We start from the raw sequence: 22,414 nt of genomic DNA, 5'->3' as shown, positions 1-22,414 counted from the left end.
CACTCAGCGCGCGGCGACCTCCGCGGCATCCCGAGTCACGGGCACCAGGCGCGCGAGCTGCGTGACGTGCGCCGGGGTGAGCTCCTCGAGCGACGCGACGCCGAGCAGACGCATGGTGCGCTCGATCTCGGTGCGCAGGATCGCGATGGTGCGGTCGACGCCCTGCCGGCCTCCCGCCATCAGGCCGTACAGGTAAGCGCGGCCGATGAGCGTGAAGTCGGCGCCGAGCGCCACGGACGCCACGATGTCGGCGCCGTTCATGATGCCGGTGTCGACCATCACCGTGAAGTCGTCGCCGACCGCCTTGCGCACGCTCGGCAGCAGGTGGAACGGGACCGGCGCGCGATCCAGCTGGCGACCGCCGTGGTTCGACAGCACGATGCCGTCGACGCCCGCATCACGCAGGCGCAACGAGTCCTCGACGTTCTGGACGCCCTTGATGACGATCTTGCCTGGCCACAGGTCCCGGATGACGGCGAGGTCCTCGTAGCTGATCGTGGGATCCATCGCGGCATCCAGCAGCTCGCCGACGGTGCCGCCGGTGGTGCTGAGCGAGGCGAACTCGAGCTTCGGCGTCGTGAGGAAGTCGAACCACCACCACGGGCGCGGGATCGCGTTGATGATCGTGCCCAGCGTCAGCTGCGGCGGGATGCTGAACCCGTTGCGCTTGTCCCGCAGACGGGCGCCGGCAACCGGAGTGTCGACGGTGAAGTGCAGCGTGTCGAAGCCGGCCGCGGCAGCACGACGGGTGAGCTCGTAGGAGATCTCCCGATCGCGCATGACGTACAGCTGGAACCAGTTGCGTCCGTCGGGGTTGGCCGCCTTCACTCCCTCGATGGAGGTCGTTCCGAGGGTGGACAGCGTGAACGGGATGCCGGCGGCCGCCGCAGCGCCGGCGCCGGCGATCTCACCCTCGGTCTGCATGAGGCGCGTGAACCCGGTCGGCGCGATGCCGAAAGGAAGGGCGCTGGGTCCTCCGAGGATGTCGACCGAGGTGTCGACGTCGGGTGCCGGCTTGAGGATGCCGGGATGGAATTCGACGTCCTCGAACGCCTGCCGCGCGCGGGTGAGCGAGATCTCGCCCTCCGCCGAGCCGTCGGTGTAGTCGAAGGCGGCCTTCGGCGTGCGTCGCTTCGCGATCAGTCGTAGGTCGGCGATCGTGAGCGCGCTTTCGAGGCGGCGCTTGCGGCCGTCGAGTTCGGGCTTCTTGAACTTCATCAGCTCGAGAAGCTCGACGGGGTTGGGCAGTTGGCGCTGGACCATGGCGTTTCCTTCAGTCTTCAGCGCCGGGCGTCAGCCCGGCGGCGGTGTAATAGCCGGTGATGTGTTCGCGGACGCGGGTGCGAGCGGCATCCGCATCGCCCGCGTCGATGGCGGTGACGATCGCGCGGTGTTCCGCGCGCAGTCGTGAAGTCATGGCATCCCAGTCGCGGATCTGCTGGGAGCCTGTGAGCACATAGGACTCGATGGCGGTGCGCAGCCCCGCCATCATGGCGGCGATCACCGTGTTGCCGCTCGACTCGGCCAGAGCGAGGTGCAGCTGTGCGTCGAGGGCGAGGAATTCCGCGGCGGTGAGGTCGTCGGCATCCATGGCATCGAGGATGCGGTGCGCGTCGGCTGTGTCGCGGGTGCGGCTGGAGGCGAGGGATGTCGCCACGGCGTCCTCCAGCACGAGTCGGGTCTGCACGACATCCGCCAGCGGGAAGCCCTGTGCAGCCACCTGCAGCCGCATGAGAGCCGAGAGGCCTCCCGTCGGCGTGGCGATCACGATCGCTCCTGACGTGGGGCCCGAGCCGGTCGCGGTGCGGATCAGCCCCATCACCTCGAGGACACGGAACGCCTCGCGGACGCTGGAGCGACCGACGCCGAGGTCCGCCGAGAGTTCGCGCTCGGACGGCAGGCGATCACCGGGGCCGAGACGGCCGTCGAGGAGGTCGCTCTCGACCTGCTCGAGCACCAGTTGCCAGGCGCGCTCCGCCATTGCTCCTCCTGTGGTCTGACCACAGAATAGCGCGTGTGGTCAGACCACGCAAAGTCGGGAGGGTCCAGGCTTCGACTCGCTCCGCTCGCTCAACGACCCGGTGCCCGGTCCCGCGGGGCGTTGAGCGGAGGGGCGCAGCCCCGAAGTCGAAACGGGGTGAGCGAGGGGCGCAGCGACGAGTCGAAGCCTCTCCCGATGCGGGCTCAGCCGAGCCGCCCGGCGGACTCCTCGAGGTAGCAGTGCCCGCACAGCGATTCATAGGTGACGACGTCGGTGGCGGCGCCCCCGGTAGCTGCCTCGTCGATCGCGACCTGATCACCGTCGAAGACGAACGTTCCGCCGACGACGCGGCCGTTGAAGACCGCCTTGCGCCCGCAGCGGCAGATGGTCTTCATCTCCTCCAGCGAGTGCGCGATCGCCAGCAGGCGCGCAGAGCCCGGGAACGCGTGCGTGAGGAAGTCGTTGCGGATCCCGTAGGCCATCACCGGGATGCCGTCCTCCACCGCGATGCGGAACAGATCGTCCACCTGCTCCGCGGTGAGGAACTGCGCCTCGTCGACCAGCAGGCAGGCGACGTCGGCCGGGTCGGCCGGGATCAGCCCCTCGGTGCTGCGCTGCCGCAGCCGTTCGCGTTCGTGCCGGAACAGTGCGCGCACGTCCCCGTCGGCGGGGATCAGGAAGTCGACCTGGCGGGTCATGCCCAGGCGGCTCTCGACCTGCGCGGCGCCCTTCGTGTCGATCTCGGGCTTGGCCAGCAGCACTTGCTGGCCGCGCTCCTCATAGTTGTACGCGACCTGCAGCAGCGCGGTGGATTTGCCGGAGTTCATCGCCCCGTAGCGGAAGTACAGCTTCGCCACGGCGCCCGGTCACTTCGCGATGTTCAGGGCGTCGGCGGTCGCCGACATCGACTCGTCGGCTGCGGCCGGGTCGTCGTTCAGCGTCTGACCGTACGTCGGGATGAGCTGGCGCAACGCGGGCTCCCACGCGCCGTACTGCTCGGGGAAGCAGCTCTTGAGCAGTTGGAGCATGATCGGCACGGCCGTCGAAGCGCCGGGAGAAGCCCCGAGCAGCCCCGCGATCGAACCGTCTGCCGCCGAGACGACCTCGGTGCCGAACTGCAGCACGCCGCCCTTCTTCGGGTCCTTCTTCATGACCTGCGCGCGCTGTCCGGCCTGGATCAGCGTCCAGTCCTCGTCCTTCGCGGTCGGCATGAAGATCCGCAGGCTGTCGACCTTCTTGCGGTGCGTCTTGGTCAGCTCGCCGAGGAGGTAGGTGATGAGGTCCGGGTTCGCGAACGCGACCCGCAGCATGGGCCACAGGTTGTGTGTGCGCACCTGCGAGACGATGTCGAGGATCGACCCGTTCTTGAGGAACTTCGGGCTGAAGGTCGCGAACGGACCGAACAGCAGGGATGCCTCACCGTCGACGACGCGGGTGTCCAGGTGCGGCACCGACATCGGGGGGGCTCCGACGGATGCCTGCGAGTAGACCTTCGCCTTGTGCTGGGAGACGACCGCCGGATTGGTGGTCTTCAGGAACTGACCGCCGATCGGGAAAACGCCGTAGCCCTTGATCTCCGGGATGCCGGAGCGCTGCAGCAGCTTCAGGGCCCAGCCGCCGGCACCGACGAACACGAACTTCGCGTTCAGGCGCCCCGGCGTGTGGCCGAGGGCGTTCCGGTACTTGATGTTCCAGCTGCCGTCCTTCTGCTTCTTGAGCGAACGGACCTCGTGGTTCGTGAGCACCTGAGTGCCGGCATCCCGCAGGTGGTCGAAGAGCTGGTGAGTGAGCGCGCCGAAGTCGACGTCGGTGCCCGCAGGCACGCGCGTGGCGGCGAACGGCTCGCCCTTGCGGCGCTTCTGCATGAGCAGCGGCGCCCACTGGTTGATGACGCGGGAATCGTCGCTGAACTCGATGCCCTCGAACAGCGGCTGCTCCTTGAGCACCTCGTAGCGGTTCCTGAGGTAGGCGACGTCCTTCTCACCGCGCACGAACGTCATGTGCGGCGTGGCGTTGATGAAGGTCGAGGGCGCGTCGAGCACGCCCTTCTCCACGAGCGACGACCAGAACTGGCGGCTCTGCTGGAACTGCTCGTTGATCGAGATCGCCTTGGCCGGGTCCAGCGGTCCGTCGCCATTGTTCGGCATGTAGTTGAGCTCGCAGAGGGCCGCGTGGCCGGTGCCCGCGTTGTTCCACGGGTTCGAGCTTTCCTGGGCCACATCGGACAGTCGCTCGAAGGCGACGATCTTCCAGTCCGGCTGCAGTTCGTGCAGCAGAGTGCCCAGTGTGGCGCTCATGATGCCACCACCGATGAGGACGACGTCGACGGATTCAGTCACCAGTCCATCCTAGTTCGCCCGCGGGTGACCCCCCGAATCGGGACCTCCGGACGCCTCACCCCGCAGGAGGTCAGGCGGCGAGCGTCAGGATGCGACGGGGAGGCGGGCTGCGACGAGTTCGGCGATCTGGACGGCGTTCAGTGCCGCGCCCTTGCGGAGGTTGTCGTTGCTGACGAACAGCACGAGCCCCTTGTTCTCGGGTGCGGACTGGTCGGCGCGGATGCGGCCCACGTAGCTCGGGTCCTTGCCCGCCGCGTACAGCGGGGTGGGAACCTCTTCCAGCACGACGCCGGGTGCAGATGCCAGGATTTCGCGCGCGCGGTCGGGCGTGATGTCGTCGGCGAATTCGGCGTGGATCGACAGCGAGTGGCCGGTGAAGACCGGCACGCGCACGCAGGTGCCCGCGACGCGGAGGTCGGGCAGCTCGAGGATCTTGCGGCTCTCGTTGCGGAGCTTCTTCTCCTCGTCGGTCTCGTTCAGTCCGTCGTCGACGATCGATCCCGCGAGCGGGATGACGTCGAAGGCGATCGGGGCGACGTACTTCTCCGGCTGCGGGAAGTCGACCGCAGCGCCGTCGTGCACGAGGCGCAACGTGTCGCCCTGGGCGAGGACGCCCTCTACCTGGCCGAGCAGTTCCTGGGCCCCTGCGAGACCGGAACCGGATACGGCCTGGTAGGTGGAGACGATGAGACGCTCGAGGCCGGCGGCTTCGGCCAGAGGCTTGAGCACGGGCATCACTGCCATGGTGGTGCAGTTCGGGTTCGCGATGATGCCACGCGGGCGCTCGTCGATCGCATGCGGGTTGACCTCACTGACCACGAGCGGAACTTCGGGGTCGTTTCGCCAGGCGCTGGAGTTGTCGATCACGACGGCACCGGCCGCGGCGAAGCGGTCGGCGTACGCGCGGCTGGCTGTGGCGCCGGCGGAGAACAGTGCGATCTCGACGCCGGCCGGGTCGGCGGTCTCGACGTCCTCGACGATGACGTCCACGCCGCCGAACGCGATCGCCTTTCCGGCGGATCGTGACGACGAGAACAGCCGCAGCTCGCGAATCGGGAACGAACGCTCGGCGAGGATCTCGCGCATGACGGTGCCCACCTGGCCGGTGGCGCCCACGATGGCGACGGAGTGTCCTGAGTCGGAGATACGGGTCATGAGAGTTTTCCTTGGCGTCGAACGATACTGCGAACGAAGCGCGAAGCACGGCGTCGGGATGCGGATGCCGCGCCTGGCGCCGATGTCAGGGTTCGGTGAGTCTACCGGCTCCGACCCTTCGACAGGCTCAGGGAGCGGAGCCTTGAGCGCGGCTCAGCGGCCGGTGCCGGCGTGCACGACGGCGTCGTCGTCGGCATCCAGGCCGTAGGCCGTGTGCACGATGCGGGCGGCGTCGGCGAGATCGGTGTCGCGCAGCACGACGGAGATGCGGATCTCGGAGGTCGAGATCATCTCGATGTTGATGCCAGCGGTCGACAGCGCCTCGAACAGGGTCGCCGAGACACCGGAGTGCACGCGCATGCCCGCGCCGACCACCGACAGCTTCCCGATCTGGTCGTCGTGGATCAGACTGTCGAAGCCGACGGCGTCCTGCTCCGCGGCGAGCGCCTTGAGTGCGGGCGAGGCGTCCGCCTTGGGCAGAGTGAAGGAGATGTCCGCGCGACCGGTCGCGGCCGCCGACACGTTCTGAACGATCATGTCGACGTTCGCGCCGGACTTCGCGACGATCTTGAAGATCTCGGCGGCCTTGCCCGGCACGTCGGGCACCCCGACCACGGTGATCTTGGCCTGGCCCTTGTCTGTGGCGACTCCGGCGACGATCGGTTCTTCCATGACTTCTCCCTCAGCTTCGCGCGGGTTCTTCATGCCCTCGCCCAGAACGTAGGTGCCCTCGCTCGACGAGAACGTCGAGCGAGCGTGGATGAGCACGCCATGCCGGCGCGCGAACTCGACGGCGCGGATGTACAGCACCTTGGCGCCGTTGGCCGCGAGCTCGAGCATCTCCTCGCTGGAGACATGGTCGAGCTTCTGCGCCCGCGGGATCACGCGCGGGTCGGCGGTGAAGATGCCGTCGACATCGCTGTAGATCTCGCACACGTCGGCGTTGAGCGCAGCTGCCAACGCCACGGCGGTGGTGTCGGAGCCGCCGCGCCCGAGCGTGGTGATGTCGCGGGTGTCGCGGTTGAAGCCCTGGAAGCCCGCGACGATCACGATCGCGCCCTCGTCGAGCGCCTCGCGCAGTCGCACCGGGGTCACGTCGACGATACGTGCTGACCCGTGGTGATCGTCGGTGATCATCCCCGCCTGGCTGCCGGTGAAGGAGCGTGCGTCGAAGCCCATGGAGTGGATCGCCATCGCCAGCAGCGCCATCGAGATGCGCTCCCCGCTGCTCAGCAGCATGTCCATCTCGCGCGGAGCGGGGATGGGGGCGACCTCGTTCGCGAGATCGAGCAGCTCGTCCGTGGTGTCGCCCATCGCGCTCACGGCGACGACGACGTCGTGCCCTGCGCGCCGGGTATCGACGATGCGTTTGGCGACGCGCTTGATGCTCTCGGCATCGGCGACGGACGAGCCGCCGTACTTCTGCACAATGAGGGCCACGTTCACTCCCAGGGATCTCGGGCAGATCCGCCCACGCGTCATTCTACTTTCGACGCGTATGCTCCCGGGTGCATGTGACGGACGTCCGGCTGGTCAGAGCAGCCCGAGCCGTCGAGCCTCACTGGCCGCGGCGGCGCGGCTGGCGACGTTCAGCTTCTCCAGCAGATGGACCACGTGGGTCTTCACTGTCGACTCGGAGATGAACAGCCGGGCAGCGATCTCCTTGTTGGCCGCACCCTCGTCGACCAGCACCAGCACCTCGCGCTCACGATCCGTGAGCTGCACCCTCGGTGCGCGCAGTGCGGCGATCACCCTGGCATCCCCACCGGGAGTGAGCACCATCGCCCCGGCCACGGCATCGCTGATCGCGGCGACGATCGTGTCGTTGTCGACGTCCTTGAGCAGGTATCCCGCCGCGCCCGCCTCGATCGCGCGGATGATCTGCGCGTCGTGGTCGAAGGTCGTCAGGATCACGACGGCCGGAGCATCCGGCATCCTGCGCAGTGCGGCCGTCGTCTCGACGCCGTCCATGCCGTCGCCGAGGCGCAGATCGCACAGCACGACGTCGGGGCGCAGGTCGGATGCCATCACCAGCGCCTCCTCGCCCGTCGAGGCCTCTCCCACGACGCGGAAGCCGCGCGCCTCGATCACGGCGCGCAGTCCTGCACGGACGATCGGGTGGTCGTCGACCAGCAGGATCCTCGTCACCATCAGCCCGCTTCCCCTCCGCGTCCGGACGGCAGCGCCGCGATCAGCGTCGTGCCCTCCCCTGGCCCGGAGCGCACCTCGAGCGCTCCGCCGAACTCGCGCAGTCGCGAACGCATCGCCGACAGCCCGTACGAGGTCGTCGGCAGCGCCGCACCATCGGCGACGAACCCGACTCCGTCGTCGCGCACGGTCATCGTCACGGTGCCCGCGTCCGCCGCGAACGCGACCGAGACGTGCGATGCGTCGGCATGCTGCCGGACGTTGGCGAGAGCGGACTGCGCGACGCGCAGGAAGACCACCTCCTGCGATGTCGCCAGCGGCGGCAGGCCGGGAACGACGCTCAAGTCCGTCGCGATCCCGGTGTCCTGCTGCAGGGCGTCCAGCATCCGCCCGATCGCCGCCGACAGCGCCGCGCCCTCGAGCTCCGCCGGTGCGAGGGCGGCGACGATCCGCCGCAGATCCGTCAGCGCGTGCTGCGCGAGCGACTCGACCTGCGGCATGCGGTCGGCGTCGCCGCTGCGCGCCATCAGCACCATCGAGCTGAGTTCCTGAGCGATGGTGTCGTGCAGATCCCTGGCCAGACGGGTGCGCTCATAAGCGGCGCCGGCATCTCGCTGAGTGCGGGCGAGTTCCTCCTGCAGAGAAGCCATCTCCTGCTGCGTGCGCACGAGGGAGGCGATCAGGCGCTCGCGTTCGACGGCGTCGCGCAGCAGCGCGTCGTAGCCGAGCGAGATCGCGAGCGCGAAGCCGCCGCCCAGCAGCGGGCCCGCGATGTGAGCGAACGTGAGGGAAGTCTGGTGCAGGATCGGTGCGATGATGGCCGCGGCGAGCACGGGGAGCGCGAACGCGACGGACGGCCATCGGCGCAGCACATGCCCGGCGAGAAGCAGCAGCGGGAACGACAGCCACACGAACTCGGCCGAGAGCAGCAGCATGCCGAGCCACAGGATGGTGAGCCCGACGAGCCACCACCCGGTGAAGCGTCCGCGCGCGAACGCGGCGCCGGCGGCGTACCAGGCGAGGAACGCGCCGGCCGCGAGCATCGCGGGCAGCAGCGGCACGCCGGTCGTGATCGCGCGGAAAGCCGTCACCGCCGAAAGCAGCGCCGTGATCAGATGCAGCGCGAAACGGGCGATCGTCAGCATCCGTCGACGCGAGGGATCGGTGCCCGGCGGTTCCGGGGCGGACGGCGACGACATGCTCCGATTCTCTCCCGTTCGGCCGCGCAATGCGGCGCGGCGATATCGATCTTTCGATGGATCCGCGTCGCCGACCGCCCGTGCAGGCTGGATTCATGACCACAGAGACCATCACCTCGAGTGCTTCGCGCGCCGTGTCGCGCTCCGCCCAGCTTCAGCTCCTGACCGCCGTCACCGTGTACACGGTGCTCGGCCTCGCCGCAGGGCTCTTCTACCGCGAGTTCACCAAGGCGAGCGGCTTCGAGGAGGGGATGATGGGCCAGCTCGGCCTCGCGCACACGCACATCCTCACTCTCGGCATGGTCGTGCTGCTGATCGTGCTGGCGCTGGAGAAGTCGTTCGCGATGTCGTCGAGCCTGCTGTTCCGCTGGTTCTTCTGGATATACAACGCCGGTGTCGTGCTGACGAGTGCGATGCTCATCTGGCACGGGATGCTGCAGGTGCAGGATCTGGAATCGTCCAAGATGATCGCCGGAATCGCCGGCCTCGGTCACATGCTCGTGGGCGGCGGATTCGTGCTGCTGCTGCTCGCGCTGTTCTCCGCCATCCGCCGGGAGAAGTGAGCCCGGGCGGTCAGGGCATCTGCGGCGGGGGCAGCGCCTCCTTGCGAGTGCGCAGCCTCCCGCCGGTGGCGGCGAACCAGCATCCGGCGATGATCAGCGGGAAGCCGAACAGAAGCCCCGGCGTGATCGGCTCGGCCAGGAAGATGGTGCCGAGGACGATCGCGACCACCGGGTTCACGTAGGTGAACAGCGGCGCGCGTACCGGGCCCACTTCACGGATCAGCGCGAAGAATGCGACGAAGGCGACGGCCGTGCAGATGATGCCGAGCAGCAGCAGAGACACGGTCGAGCGGAGCGTCGGAAGCTCGTGCTGAGTGAGCAGGGCGGCCGGGAGGTATCCGATGCCGATCGTGAACAGGGCGAGCGTGATCGTTCCGATGGACGGGACGTCCGCGAGCTTGTGCGCGATGATGAACGGCGCGATCGCGTACAGCAGTGCCGTGAGCAGGATCTCGCCGATCGCGAAGACGCTCGCCGGCTCGTGCGGAAAGAGTCCCGGGCCGGCCACGACCACCGCGACGCCGGCGAACCCGAGCAGCAGCCCGCCCAGTCGCACCGGGGACAGCGCAGTGCGATCGCCGCGCAGCAGCGCGATGATGACGGCGAACAGCGGCACGGTCGCCACCAGAAGCCCGGTCAGCCCTGACGGCAGCTGCGTCTCGGCGTGGCTGAGCAGCAGGAACGGCCCCGCCATCTCGACCAGGCCGAACGCGAGCACCCATGGCCAGTGCTTCCACGCGGCCTTCAGCGCCCCGCTGCGCAGTGCGAACGGCAGGAGCACGAGGCCGCCCAGCAGAGTCCGCCCCGCCACGACGGCGGGCGGTGTGATCGAATGCACGGCCTCTTTGATGAAGAGGTAGGTGATGCCCCAGACGAACGCCATGACGGCGAAGAGGATCCAGCCCTTGCGCGTGAATCCGCCCTGGGCGTTCACGCGGCCGCGACCACGACGGACATGCTCCGCGCGCTCACAGCGTGCGCCGGCCCTCGAATGCACGGCCGAGCGTGACCTCGTCGGCGTACTCGAGGTCGCCGCCGACGGGCAGTCCGGATGCCAGACGCGACACCGTGATCTGCATGGTGGTGAGCAGGCGGCTCAGGTAGCTGGCGGTCGCCTCGCCCTCGAGGTTCGGGTTGGTCGCGATGATGACCTCCTGCACCGTGCCGTCGGCCAGGCGCGACATGAGCTGCGTGATGCGAAGGTCGTCGGGCCCGACGCCGGCGATCGGGCTGATGGCCCCGCCGAGCACGTGGTAGAGGCCTCGGAACTCGCGGGTGCGCTCGATGGCCGAGACATCCTTGGCGTCTTCGACGACGCAGATCAGCGCGGGGTTGCGGCGCGGATCGCGGCAGATCGCACAGCGGTCCTGCTCCGACACGTTGCCGCAGATCTCGCAGAATCGCACGCGGGCGCGGACCTCGGTGAGCAGTTCGGCGAGGCGGGCGACGTCGAAGGACGGCGTCTGCAGGATGTGGAACGTGATGCGCTGCGCGGACTTCGGCCCGATTCCGGGAAGGCGGCCGAACTCGTCGATGAGCTCCTGGACGATGCCGTCGTACATCAGGCGAACCTCGTCGGCGGCTCGTAGGGCTCTTCGCGCACGAACGTCGCACCGAGGATCTGCCGGATCACGGCCTCGCCGTAGCGCTGCACACCACCGGGAGAGCGGTCGGTGACGGCCGGCGCGATGCGCGGCGTCGCCTGCTGCGGCGCGGCCGGGACGGATGCCGGCGCCGGGGATGCGGCAGCTGCCGCGGCGGCGGGAGGAACGGACGCCGGGGCGGCCGCTCGCGGTCCGCCCGCAGGCTCATACGGCGGCTCGTCCTCGGGCGGCGGGGCGTCGTCATCGTCGGGCAGGGGTGGCTCGTCGCGGTCGACGAGGCCGTCCTGCGGCGCGGCGGGAGCAGATGCCTCGACCTCGGCCGGCTCCTCGTCGACGGGGAACTGCGGCTGCGGCGCCGCCTCAGCGACGGCTGCGGACTCGGTCGGGATCGACGCGACAGCCCAATCGGTGACGGGGCCGGACGAGGCCGCGGCCTGTGGCGCCGCGGGCTGCGGAGCGGGAGGGGCGGTGCGGACCGGGGCGGGGGCAGCCGCCTCGGACAGCGCCGCAGGAGGCAGCTGCGCCGGCCGATACTTCACCTTCACCCCGAGCTCGTGCTCTATGGCGGCGCGCAGGTGATCGGACGGACCGTTCCCTGGCGTCGTGCCCTTGAACTTCGCCAGATCGTGCGGGCTGGAGAACCCGACGGTGAGCACGTCCGTATCGGCGTCGAACTCGAGCGGCTGCACGGCCGTGACCAGCAGCCACGAAGTACGACTGACGGTCTCGAGGCGCTTGAGGACGGCGGGCCACACCGCGCGGATGCGGTCGATATCGACCGGGGCGGAGGGGGCTGGAGCAGCAGGAGCCGCGGGCGCGGATGCCTGGTCAGGTGCAGGCGCGGCGGATGCTTCGGCGGCTGGAGACGCTTCGACTCGCTCCGCTCGCTCAACGCGTTTCGTCTCGTTCACTTCGCTCTCTCGCTCAACGACCCGCGAAGAAGTCTCCGCCGCCCCCGCAGGGGCGGCGGCCGCCTGCGCGGCGGTCGCCGCAGGCTGGGGGGCCTTCGACGCAGGCGCCTCCGTCTGCGGGTCGTTGAGCGCAGGCGCCGCGGGCGCCGGAGACGAAACGGGCTGAGCGAGCCTCGGCGAGTCGAAGCCGGCACCACCCCCGGCACCTGCCCCCGCCGCGCTCAGAACGCGAGCGATCATGAGCTCCAGGTGCAGCCGAGGCGAGGTCGCCCCTGTCATGTCATCGAGGGCGGCGCTCACGACATCGGCCGTCCGTGAGAGCCGCGAGGCGCCGAACGCTTCGGCCTGTGCGCGCATGCGGGAGAGCTCGTCTTCCGCGAGCCCGCGCAGCACGGCGGATGCTCCATCCCCCACCGCGGCGATCACGATGAGGTCGCGCAGCCGCTCGAGCAGGTCGTCGACGAAGCGTCGCGGGTCCTGACCGGTCTGCACGACCCTGTCGATCGCCGGGAACGCGGCAGCGGCATCCCCCGCGGCGAGCGCGTCGACGATCTCGTCGAGGAGTGCACCGTGCGTGTAGCCGAGCAGCGAGACGGCACGCTCATACGCGACTGAGTCGCCGTCGGACCCGGCGATGAGCTGGTCGAGCAGCGACAGGGTGTCTCGCGGCGATCCGCCACCGGCGCGGACGACGAGCGGCAGTACGCCCTGATCGACCTTGACGCCCTCTTCCACACAGAGCTTCTCGACGTACTCGAGCATGGCCGCGGGTGGCACGAGCCGGAACGGGTAGTGGTGCGTGCGCGAGCGGATCGTGCCGAGCACCTTGTCGGGCTCAGTGGTCGCGAAGATGAACTTGACGTGCGCCGGAGGTTCTTCGACGAGTTTGAGCAGGGCGTTGAATCCCTGCGGGGTGACCATGTGCGCCTCGTCGAGGATGAAGATCTTGAATCGGTCGCGGCTCGGTGCGAAGGTCGCCCGCTCACGCAGATCGCGAGCGTCGTCGACACCGTTGTGGCTCGCGGCGTCGATCTCGACCACATCCAGCGAACCGCCGCCCGAGCGGGACAGCTCGACGCAACTCGGGCACGTGCCGCAAGGGGTGTCTGTCGGACCCTCTGCGCAGTTCAGGCAGCGCGCGAGAATGCGCGCCGACGTGGTCTTTCCGCAGCCGCGCGGACCGGAGAAGAGGTAGGCGTGACCGACGCGGTCGCTGCGCAGCGCCGTCATCAGCGGATCGGTCACCTGCGACTGCCCGATCATCTCCCCGAAGTTCTCGGGCCGGTAGCGGCGGTATAGGGCTGTGGTCACTCGTCCAGCCTACGGCGTGCCACGGACACTGACCTCGCCTAGTCTTCGAACGTCGCGATCACCGGCATGGCGCTCGTGACGACCGGGACGGATGCCGAGATCCGCGTGCCGTCCTCGCGGCGCGCGCCCTCGAACTGGCCGAGCCGTGGTCGCCCCGGCAGCACGGGACCCTGATCCGCCAGCGGCACCACGGCCTCGGTACCCTCGGATGCCCAGTACTCCGCACCGCGCACCGTGAACGTCACGGGGTCGCCCGCGTGCACGCGCACCCGCAGCTCGTCGCGCCTGAGGTTGACTCGAAGCGAGCTGCCCTGCCACTGAAGCGCGTACGACATCGACGGCCAGTCCGTGGGCAGCCGGGGGTCGAAGCTCAGTTCGCCGGCGTGGTCGCGCATGCCCCCGAAGCCGGACACGAGCGCGGTCCACACACCACCCGCCGAGGCCACGTGCACGCCGTCGGAGGCGTTGCCGTGCAGGTCGCCGAGATCGACGAACAGCGAGTGCTCGAAGTATTCTCTGGCGAGGTCCTGATAGCCGACCTCCGCCGCGAGCACCGACTGCACGACCGCCGAGAGCGTCGAGTCGCCGGTGGTCAGCGGGTCGTAGTACTCGAAGTCGGCGCGTTTCTCCTCCGCCGTGAAGTGGTTGCCCTGCAGGAAGAGCGCGAGCACGACGTCGGCCTGCTTGAGCACTTGGAACCGGTAGATCACCAGCGGGTGGAAGTGCAGCAGCAGCGGACGCTGGTCGTCCGGCGTGTGCTCCAGGTCCCAGACCTCGCGTTCGAGGAACATCGCGTCCTGCGGATGGATGCCGAGGCTCTCGCTGAATGGGATGAACATCGCCTCCGCGGCGCGATCCCAGGCGTCCGGCTCGCCGGCATCCAATCCGGTGCGCTCGACGATCCCCGCGTATGCCTTCGGGTCGTCCTGCTCGATCTCCCGCACGACGCGCGCGGCGTAGCGCAGGTTGTAGCGGGCCATGACGTTGGTGAACAGGTTGTCGTTGACGACCGTGGTGTACTCGTCCGGCCCCGTCACGCCGTGGATGTGGAAGGTCGCGTCTCCGTTCGACCCGCGCCAGAAGCCGAGCGTCGCCCACAGCCGCGCCGTCTCGACCGCGATGTCGACGCCCTCATGACGCAGGAAGTCGTCGTCGCCGGTGGCGCGGACGTACTTGCCGAGCGCGAAGCTCACGTCGGCGTTGATGTGATACTGCGCGGTGCCGGCCGCGTAGTAAGCGGACGCCTCTTCGCCATTGATCGTCCGCCACGGGAAGAGCGCGCCCGCCTCGTTGAGCTGACTGGCGCGGCGACGGGCCGCGGGCAGCATCAGGACCCGTGCGCGAAGCGCGTTGCGGGCCCACTGCGGGCTCGTGTACGTGAGGAACGGGAGCACATAGATCTCGGTGTCCCAGAAGTAGTGGCCGCTGTACCCGGAGCCGGAGACGCCCTTCGCGGGGACGCCCGTGCCGTCGGCCCGCGCGGATGCCTGCGCGAGCTGGAACAGGCACCAGCGCACCGCCTGCTGCAGGTGGTCGTGCCCCTCTATCACGACGTCCGAACGTTCCCAGAATGCGGTGAGCCACTCGCGCTGGCGTTCGAACTGCGCCTCGACGCCCTCGACCTCGGCGCGGTCGAGCGAACGGCGGCACCGGTCGACGAGCTCCCGGGCCGGCACACCGCGGGAGGTGTGGTAGCTGACGAGCTTCGTGATCGTGATCGGGATGCCGGCCTTGGCCTGCACCCGGAACACGTTCTTGGCGATGTCCGGCTCGATCAGGATGCGAGCGCTGTACTCGTTGTCGGTCGCGATGACGTGGTCGGCGACCAGCGCGACCGTCATCTCCGAATCGGCGACCTGGTACGACAGCGCGGAGCGCAGTCCGTCCTGCCAGTACTCGACGGGCTCGAGCACGCGATCCGTGATCTTCTCGGTCTTGCGGGGGTCGAACCCCGCCTTCTGCTTCTGGCCGGCGGCCGGTGGCGTGCCGCCGTACACGTCTCCGCCGTCCTGCCGGTTGAGCAGCTGGCAACTGATGGTCACCGGCGCGTCGGCGTTCTCGACCGTGACCTCGACCTTGAGGATCGCGAGGTGCCGTTCCTCGAAGCTGACCATGCGCTCGTCGCGGATGCGGATGCGCTTGCCGGACGGCGTCTCCCACACGAAGCTGCGCGAGAGCACGCCGGTGCGCATGTCGAGCGTGCGGGTGTACTCGCGCACCTCGGCCTCGTCGAACGAGATCGGCTCGTCATCGACGTAGACACGCATGATCTTGGCATCCGGAGCGTTCACGATGGTCTGGCCGACCTCGGCGAAGCCGTACGCCTGCTCGGCGTGGCGGATCGGCCAGGTCTCGTGCAGCCCGTTGATGAACGTGCCGTGCTCGTGCGCACCTCGCCCTTCGATGTGGTTGCCGCGCAGCCCCAGATAGCCGTTCCCCACCGCGAACAGCGTCTCTGAGACGCCGTCCTGGGAGTAGCGGGTCTCGGTCAGACGCCACGGATCCGCGGGAAAGCGGTCGCGATCGATCATTCAGTCTCCAGGGTGTCGTCGGGCGACGGTTCGAGCAGCAGTCGGGCAAGGTCATCGACGATACACGTGGCGCCGACCTCGCGCAGCGCGCCGGCGCCGGCGCCGCGGTCGACGCCGACGACGATGGAGAAGCCGGCCGCCACGGCCGACGCGACCCCAGAGAGAGCATCCTCGATCGCGACGCTCTCGCCGGGATTCACGCCCAGCGCGACGGCGCCGGCGCGGAACATGTCAGGTGCAGGCTTCGATGCGAGGCCGTCGCGTTCTGCGACACGGCCGTCGACGACGACCGTGAAGAAATCGCGGATGCCGGCGGTCTCCAGCACCTCTTCGGCATTCTTGGAGCTCGAGACGACGCCCTGCGGGATGCCTTCGTCACGCAACTGCTGGATGAGAGCGAGAGATCCCGGGAACGGTGCGATGCCCTCACGCCGGAGAGCCGTCGCGAACGCGGCGTTCTTCCGATTGCCGATGCCGCAGATCGTCTGCTTCTCGGGAAGATCGTCGACCTGGCCCCACGGGATCTCGACGTTCCGGCTGCGCAGCAGGCTCGCGACGCCGTCGTACCGCTTCTTGCCGTCGACGTAGGCGTAGTAGTCGGCATCCGTGTACGGCGGTGTGATCCCCCATTGCGCGAAGACGCCGTCGAAGACCGCCTGCCAGGCGCGCATGTGCACCTCTGCGGTCGGCGTCAGCACGCCGTCGAGATCGAACAGGACGCCCTCGGCGCGGCGAAGATCAGGCAAGCTGTCAGGCACTCAGCACTCCAATAGAGAGAGAGAAACAGGAATGGGGCCGGCACCTCCGTGCCACGGTGCCAGCGTAGTGGCGCACGCCGATCACAGGAACCCCGCTCAGGCGACGCTCAGGGCCTGCCTCGCGATCTCGAGCTCCTCGTCGGTGGGTACGACCAGCACGTCGATGCGGGACGAGTCCGTCGAGATCCGCCGGACGCCGGGGGCGCGCCGCTCATTGCGGGCAGGGTCGATCTCGAGGCCGAGGAAGCCGAGCGTGGCCATCGCCTCGGCACGCACGCGGGCCGCGTTCTCACCGACTCCTGCGGTGAAGGAGATGACGTCGACCCCGCCGAGCTGGGCGATGTAGGCACCGGCGTAGGCGCGCAGGCGGTGGATGTACACGTCGAATGCGAGCGTCGCGGCTTCCTCGCCTGCCTCGACACCGGCGAGGATGTCTCGCATGTCGATGCGGCCGGCGAGGCCCAGCATCCCGCTCTGCTTGTTCAGAAGCGTGTCGATCTCGCGATTGTCGAGCTGCGCCACCCTGCCGAGATGCAGGACGACGGCCGGGTCGATGTCGCCGGAGCGCGTGCCCATCACGAGACCCTCCAGCGGAGTCATGCCCATCGACGTCTCGACCGAGCGGCCGCCGTCGATCGCCGTGACCGAGGCGCCGTTGCCGAGGTGGAAGACGAGCTGCTTCAGCTCACCCAGCGGCCTGCCGAGGAACGCCGCGGCCTGCTCGGAGACGTACTTGTGGCTGGTGCCGTGAAAACCGTAGCGACGGATGCGGTGCCGCTCGGCGACCTTGCGCTCGATCGCGTAGGTGTAGGAGGACGGCGGCAGCGTCTGGTGGAAGGCGGTGTCGAAGATCGCGACGTGCGGCACATCGGCGAACGATCGTCTGCCCGCGCGGATGCCGGCGACCGCGCCCGGGTTGTGCAGCGGGGCGAGCACCGAGAGGTCTTCGATGTTGATCTCGATGAGGTCGTCGATCAGGGTCGGCGCGAAGAAGCGGGCACCGCCGTGCACGACGCGGTGCCCCACCGCGACGGGCGGATGCTCCGTCAGCTGCGGCCCGTGCTCCGCGAACTGCTCGAGCATCACCTTCATTGCCTCATCGTGATCCGCGATCGACTGCTGGCCGCGCTCGGTCGTGTCGAGTACGGTCGGCGCCGGCTCGCCCGCGGATGCCGTACGACGGACTGTGTGCGAGATGTCGCTCGTCTCCTGGCCGATCCGCTCGATGAGCCCCTCTCCGAGCGGCACCTCGCGATCCATGTCCATGAGGCTGTACTTCAGCGACGACGAGCCGCTGTTGATGACGAGGACGACGCTCACGCCACACCTCCCTGGGCCTGGATCGCGGTGATCGCGACGGTGTTGACGATGTCGTCGACCAGAGCGCCGCGCGACAGGTCGTTGATCGGCTTGTTGAGCCCCTGCAGCACCGGCCCGATGGCGACGGCTCCGGCCGACCGCTGCACGGCCTTGTAGGTGTTGTTGCCGGTGTTCAGGTCGGGGAAGATGAACACCGTCGCGCGGCCGGCGACCGCTGAGTCCGGAAGCTTCGCCTTCGCGACCGCGGCATCGGCCGCGGCGTCGTACTGGATCGGCCCCTCGACCGGCAGCTCCGGTGACCTCTCGCGCACCAGCGCCGTGGCCTCGCGGACCTTGTCGACGTCGGCGCCGGAGCCGGATTCCCCCGTGGAGTACGACAGCATCGCCACGCGCGGGTCGATGCCGAACTGCTGCGCCGTCTCCGCGGACGAGATGGCGATGTCGGCGAGCTGCGCGCTGGTGGGATCCGGGATGACGGCGCAGTCGCCGTACACCAGCACCCGGTCGGCGAGCGCCATCAGGAACACGCTGGAGACGACGTCGACGCCGGGCCGGGTCTTGATGATCTCGAACGACGGCCGGATCGTGTGCGCCGTGGTGTGGGTGGCACCGGAGACCATGCCGTCCGCAAGCCCCAGGTGCACCATCATCGTGCCGAAGTACGACACGTCCGTGACCGTGTCGGCGGCCTGCTGGACGGTGACGCCCTTGTGCGCACGCACCCGGGCGTACTCCTCGGCGAAGCGCTCGACGTATTCGGGGTCGGTTGGACTGATGATCTGCGCGGCCGAGATGTCGACGCCGAGCGAGGTGGCTCGGGCGTGGATCTCAGCCTGATCGCCGAGGATCGTGAGGTCGGCGACGTCGCGCGCGATGAGCGTCGCGGCAGCCCGCAGGATCCGGTCATCCTCCCCCTCGGGCAGCACGATCCGCCTGCGGTCGGCACGGGCGCGCTCGAGCAGCCCGTACTCGAACATGAGCGGTGTGACGACCGTGGACTCCGCCAGCCCCAGCTGCGTGGTCAACTCAGCGATGTCGACGTGCGTCTGGAACAGGCCGAGCGCCTTGTCATAGCGGTGCCGCGAGTCGGCCGCGAGGCGTCCGCGCGCACCCATCACCCGCACCGCCGTGTCGTAGGTGCCGTGGTCTGTGGTGATGATCGGGACCCGTGAGGCGAGACCGTCGAGAAGCCGTTCGATGGTGTCCGGCAGCGGGAAGGGGCCGTTCAGGATGATGCCGGCGATCGAGGGGAAGGTGCCGGAGGCGTCGGCCAGCAGCAGCGCGAGCAGCACCTCGGTACGGTCGGCCGGCACGACGACGACAGCGTCCTCGGTGAGTCGAGGGAGGACGTTGACCATCGACATGCCGGCGACGACGACGCTGAGCACCTCGCGGGTGAGCAGATCCGGGTCACCCTTGATGAGGTGGCCGTCGACCGCCGAGAGGATGCCGCGGATCGACGGCGCGACGAGCGTGCGATCTTCGGGGATCGCCCAGATCGGAGTCGTCTGCTCCTTCACTGCGCGCACGGCATCCACGGTCGCAGACAGGGAATCCGGGTCGGCGCGGTTGACGATCACCGCGAAGAGCTCTGCACGCTCGGCCTGCAGTTCTGCGATCGCGAGCGCGGCGCTCTGGCCTACAGCGGCCGCAGTGCGGGCAGTCGAGGTACCGAGCTGCTCAGCGCGGTCCTGCTGATCGCGTCCGCCGATCACGAGCAGCACCGGGGCGCCGAGGTTCGCGGCGATGCGCGCGTTGTAGCCGAGTTCGGCGGGGCTCGCGACATCCGTGTAGTCGCTGCCGATGATGACCACGGAGTCGCACTGCGCTTCGACCGACTTGAAGCGCGAGACGATCGTGGCGAGGGCACGATCGGGGTCGTCGCGCACCTCGTCGTAGGTGACGCCGATGCAGTCGTCGTAGTCGAGGTGCACGCCGTCATGGGCGAGCAGCAGCTCGAGCACGTAGTCGCGCTCGGCGGATGATCTCGCGATGGGCCGGAAGACCCCGACCCGCGGCGTGGCGCGCATCAGGGCATCGAGGACGCCCAGTGCGATCGTGGACTTTCCCGAATGGCCTTCTGCCGAGGTGATGTAGATGCTCCGCGCCACGGTGCCAGCTTAGGTGCTCTCCCCACACCTAGGACGGGCAGGGTCCCGACAGGGCATCGACCACCGAGACCGCATCCTCTTCGAAGCGGGCGTAGTGCTCGGGGTCGGCGTTGATCTGCACGCGATGGATCGCGATCGTCGGCTCGAGATCCTGCCACCCGCTCAGCCGCGCCAGGCGGGCGTAGAACAGCCCTGCGGATGCGGCGGGGTCCATGCGCTCCTCGGCGCTGCCCCACCAGTCCTGCTGCTGGAACAGGCCGATGCTGCTGGTCCTGCTGCCGTCGGGATTGGTGATGCCCGAGGTCTCCCAGTCGCCGTAGTCGATGTTGCGCAGGGAGCTCTCCCCCATCGCCGCCATCACCCCGATGATCTGCCCCTCGCGCGCGAATCCCTGCGCCTTCGCCGCGCGGACGATGACGGCGGCGTTCTCCAGCTGTTCGCCCTGCCAGCCATCGATCCCTGATTCCGGGAACGTCGTGGGCTCGGAGACGCACAGCGCGAGCGGATCACGGGAGGATGCGATCGGCACGAGCACGGCCAGCAGGGCCACCAGCGTGACGACGCCGATCAGGATGCCGGGAAGCCAGCCGCGCCGCCGCGCGCGCCTGCGCGACTTCGACCGGGCGCTCATGCGCCCCGCCGACCGCCGCCCGGCCGCCGGCCGCCCACCAGAGCGGAGATGCCGCCGCCGACCCCGCCGAACAGATGGGCCTGCCAGGAGACTCCGGCGCTCACGCCGATGATGCCGGCCAGCATCGACCCGCCGTACAGCACGATGACGATCAGTGCGATGAGCGCATAGACCAGCCTGTGCGCGATGGGCCGTGGCGAGAACACGCGCACGACGACGTAGGCGAAGTAGCCGAAGACGAGCACGGAGGCTCCGACCGTGAGCGTGCCGGGGGCGTTGACCAGCCAGGTTCCTGCACCGCCCACGACCGTGACCACGGCGGTGACGAGCCAGAACCTCGCGGCGCCCTCGACGGCGACGAGGCAGCCCAGCACGAGCAGCGGCAGGGTGTTCCCGATCAGGTGCGCCCAGCTGGCGTGCAGCAGCGGGCCGAGCACGACGCCCGGCAGGCTCCCGAGGTCCCAGGACCGCAGCCCGAAGCCGGTGAACGACCCGGGGAGGATCGCATCGGCGAACTGGATGACCCACATGAGAGCCACGAGCGCGATCGGGGACGCGAAGCGGGACACTGCGCTGGAGCGCTGGGAGGCGACGGAGGTGCTCACACCACGATCCTCGCAGGTGAACCTGTGGCGGAGGATCCGGGATCCGAAGAGGCGCCGGGGAAAAGAAAGGACCCTCCGCGCACCCAGCAGAGCCCGGTTACCCTTGCTACGTTTCCGTCCTGGGGGATTGGCCTGGATGCTGCCACGCGGAGAGCCTCAGACAGTCTAGCCGTCCTTCGGCGCAGGGACGAACCGCTGGCGCGCAGGTCGCCCCCGCGGGTTACGATCGATTCACGCGCACAGAAGCGCGCTGGGGCGAGAGGGAACGCATGGACGACACCGGACCCGCGATCACGGCCGAGCAGTTCGCGAGGCAGACGTCAGCGATCCTGGCATCGGTCGGCGAGGTGATCGACGGCAAGGAGAATGCCGTCCGCAGCGCGCTGGTCTGCCTGCTGGCCGAGGGCCACCTGCTCATCGAAGATGTCCCCGGGGTCGGCAAGACCATGCTCGCCCGGGCTCTGGCCGCCAGCGTCGATGCCGCGGTGCGCCGCATCCAATTCACCCCCGACCTGCTGCCGGGCGACGTCACCGGCGTATCGGTCTACAACCCCGTCGATCGCGAGTTCGAGTTCAAGCCGGGTGCGGTGTTCGCGCAGATAGTGCTGGCCGACGAGATCAACCGTTCATCTCCCAAGACGCAGTCCGCGCTGCTGGAGGCCATGGAGGAGGGGCAGGTCACCGTGGACGGGCGCACCCATCCGCTGCCCGATCCGTTCCTCGTCGTCGCCACGCAGAACCCGCTCGAGATGGAGGGCACGTACGCTCTGCCGGAGGCGCAGCGCGACCGATTCATGATGCGCATCTCGATGGGTTACCCGGATGCCGCGGCCGAGGCCCTCATGCTGCGGCAGCGCGACAGTGTGAACCCGCTGTCGGCGATCCGTCCGGTCGCGGATGCCGCGGCGATCACCGGCATGATCGGCTGGGCGCGCGCCGTGCACGTCTCCCCCGCTGTCGAGGAGTACGCCGTCGCACTGGCCCAGGCCACCCGCAACGACCCGAGCCTGCATCTGGGCGCCAGCCCCAGGGCCACGCTGCAGCTCGTCCGCGCCGCGAAGGTGTGGGCGGCGCTGGACGGGCGCGAGTTCGTCATCCCCGATGACCTGACCGCGCTCATCATCCCCGTCTTCGCGCACCGGCTGCTGCCCGCGCGCGGCGTCCACAGGGCGGGAGCCCAACCCGTCGAAGCCGCGCTCCGCCAGATCGTCGAGCGCGTGCGGGTTCCGCTCACCGCGCGTACGTGA

Annotated in this window: 19 protein-coding genes and 1 other RNA gene; 2 read left to right on the top strand and 18 right to left on the bottom strand. The window is 69.0% G+C overall.

The genetic code is table 11. The annotated features are described in order from the left end of the window. Positions 1-3: 3 nt before the first annotated feature. The 8 genes from IM776_RS04120 to IM776_RS04085 all read right to left on the bottom strand — a co-directional run bounded on the left by IM776_RS04120 (position 4) and on the right by IM776_RS04085 (position 8,822). The gene (locus tag IM776_RS04120) at positions 4-1,263 is read right to left on the bottom strand and encodes an alpha-hydroxy acid oxidase (RefSeq protein WP_194421759.1); all 1,260 of its coding nucleotides are present in this window, start codon (positions 1,261-1,263) and stop codon (positions 4-6) included. A gap of 10 nt (positions 1,264-1,273) precedes the next feature. After that, complete coding sequence (locus IM776_RS04115; RefSeq protein ID WP_194421758.1) at positions 1,274-1,981, bottom strand: FadR/GntR family transcriptional regulator; 708 nt, start codon at positions 1,979-1,981, stop codon at positions 1,274-1,276. Between the two features lie 203 nt (positions 1,982-2,184). Then, on the bottom strand, positions 2,185-2,838 hold the full coding sequence (locus tag IM776_RS04110) for a thymidine kinase (protein ID WP_194421757.1): 654 nt from the start codon (positions 2,836-2,838) through the stop codon (positions 2,185-2,187). Between the two features lie 9 nt (positions 2,839-2,847). After that, on the bottom strand, positions 2,848-4,320 hold the full coding sequence (locus tag IM776_RS04105; protein WP_194421756.1) for a malate:quinone oxidoreductase: 1,473 nt from the start codon (positions 4,318-4,320) through the stop codon (positions 2,848-2,850). An 84-nt stretch (positions 4,321-4,404) separates the two neighbouring features. Beyond that, positions 4,405-5,475, bottom strand: coding sequence for an aspartate-semialdehyde dehydrogenase (locus IM776_RS04100; protein WP_194421755.1), 1,071 nt, complete (start codon positions 5,473-5,475; stop codon positions 4,405-4,407). Between the two features lie 153 nt (positions 5,476-5,628). Continuing rightward, positions 5,629-6,915: an aspartate kinase gene (locus IM776_RS04095; protein WP_194421754.1), complete on the bottom strand. Its 1,287-nt coding sequence runs from the start codon at positions 6,913-6,915 to the stop codon at positions 5,629-5,631. 93 nt (positions 6,916-7,008) lie between these two features. Continuing rightward, complete coding sequence (locus IM776_RS04090) at positions 7,009-7,626, bottom strand: response regulator (protein ID WP_194421753.1); 618 nt, start codon at positions 7,624-7,626, stop codon at positions 7,009-7,011. Beyond that, on the bottom strand, positions 7,626-8,822 hold the full coding sequence (locus tag IM776_RS04085; RefSeq protein WP_194421752.1) for a sensor histidine kinase: 1,197 nt from the start codon (positions 8,820-8,822) through the stop codon (positions 7,626-7,628). Before IM776_RS04085 ends, IM776_RS04090 begins: the two co-directional genes overlap by 1 nt. A 95-nt stretch (positions 8,823-8,917) precedes the next feature. Here IM776_RS04085 and IM776_RS04080 point away from each other — a divergent pair, with 95 nt between their 5' ends. Continuing rightward, positions 8,918-9,385, top strand: coding sequence for a DUF2871 domain-containing protein (locus IM776_RS04080; RefSeq protein ID WP_194421751.1), 468 nt, complete (start codon positions 8,918-8,920; stop codon positions 9,383-9,385). Between the two features lie 10 nt (positions 9,386-9,395). Here the strand turns inward: IM776_RS04080 and IM776_RS04075 are convergent, their stop codons facing one another. The 10 genes from IM776_RS04075 to ffs form a co-directional block, all read right to left on the bottom strand. Beyond that, positions 9,396-10,319 carry a DMT family transporter gene (locus IM776_RS04075; RefSeq protein ID WP_194421750.1) on the bottom strand — a complete coding sequence of 308 codons (924 nt, stop codon included), beginning with the start codon at positions 10,317-10,319 and terminating at the stop codon, positions 9,396-9,398. A 34-nt stretch (positions 10,320-10,353) separates the two neighbouring features. Then, positions 10,354-10,947 (bottom strand): recombination mediator RecR, encoded by a 594-nt coding sequence (gene recR, locus IM776_RS04070; protein WP_144797588.1) that lies wholly within the window; start codon positions 10,945-10,947, stop codon positions 10,354-10,356. Next, positions 10,947-13,211, bottom strand: a complete 2,265-nt coding sequence (locus IM776_RS04065; RefSeq protein WP_194421749.1) for a DNA polymerase III subunit gamma and tau — start codon at positions 13,209-13,211, stop codon at positions 10,947-10,949. The genes recR and IM776_RS04065 overlap by 1 nt, the downstream gene beginning before the upstream one ends. Positions 13,212-13,249: 38 nt before the next feature. Further along, positions 13,250-15,742: a glycoside hydrolase family 65 protein gene (locus IM776_RS04060; RefSeq protein ID WP_194421748.1), complete on the bottom strand. Its 2,493-nt coding sequence runs from the start codon at positions 15,740-15,742 to the stop codon at positions 13,250-13,252. Continuing rightward, positions 15,739-16,500 (bottom strand): HAD family hydrolase, encoded by a 762-nt coding sequence (locus tag IM776_RS04055; RefSeq protein ID WP_194421747.1) that lies wholly within the window; start codon positions 16,498-16,500, stop codon positions 15,739-15,741. Before IM776_RS04055 ends, IM776_RS04060 begins: the two co-directional genes overlap by 4 nt. Before the next feature lie 96 nt (positions 16,501-16,596). After that, positions 16,597-17,820 (bottom strand): acetate/propionate family kinase, encoded by a 1,224-nt coding sequence (locus IM776_RS04050; RefSeq protein WP_194421746.1) that lies wholly within the window; start codon positions 17,818-17,820, stop codon positions 16,597-16,599. Continuing rightward, entirely contained in the window at positions 17,817-19,931 is a 2,115-nt protein-coding gene (gene pta / locus IM776_RS04045; RefSeq protein WP_194421745.1) for a phosphate acetyltransferase, read from the bottom strand. The genes IM776_RS04050 and pta overlap by 4 nt, the downstream gene beginning before the upstream one ends. A gap of 28 nt (positions 19,932-19,959) precedes the next feature. Beyond that, entirely contained in the window at positions 19,960-20,562 is a 603-nt protein-coding gene (locus IM776_RS04040; RefSeq protein ID WP_194421744.1) for a hypothetical protein, read from the bottom strand. Then, a complete protein-coding gene (locus IM776_RS04035; RefSeq protein ID WP_228479906.1) occupies positions 20,559-21,167 on the bottom strand; it encodes a rhomboid family intramembrane serine protease in 609 nt (202 codons plus the stop codon). Before IM776_RS04035 ends, IM776_RS04040 begins: the two co-directional genes overlap by 4 nt. Positions 21,168-21,230: 63 nt before the next feature. Further along, positions 21,231-21,326: signal recognition particle sRNA small type (gene ffs, locus IM776_RS04030), an RNA gene on the bottom strand. Between the two features lie 110 nt (positions 21,327-21,436). Here ffs and IM776_RS04025 point away from each other — a divergent pair. After that, entirely contained in the window at positions 21,437-22,414 is a 978-nt protein-coding gene (locus IM776_RS04025) for an AAA family ATPase (RefSeq protein WP_194421743.1), read from the top strand.

The sequence above is a fragment of the Microbacterium abyssi genome, from assembly GCF_015277895.1.
GTDB lineage: Bacteria > Actinomycetota > Actinomycetes > Actinomycetales > Microbacteriaceae > Microbacterium > Microbacterium abyssi.
The sequence above is the reverse complement of the archived record's forward strand: the minus strand, read 5'-3'. Positions and strand labels throughout refer to the sequence as shown.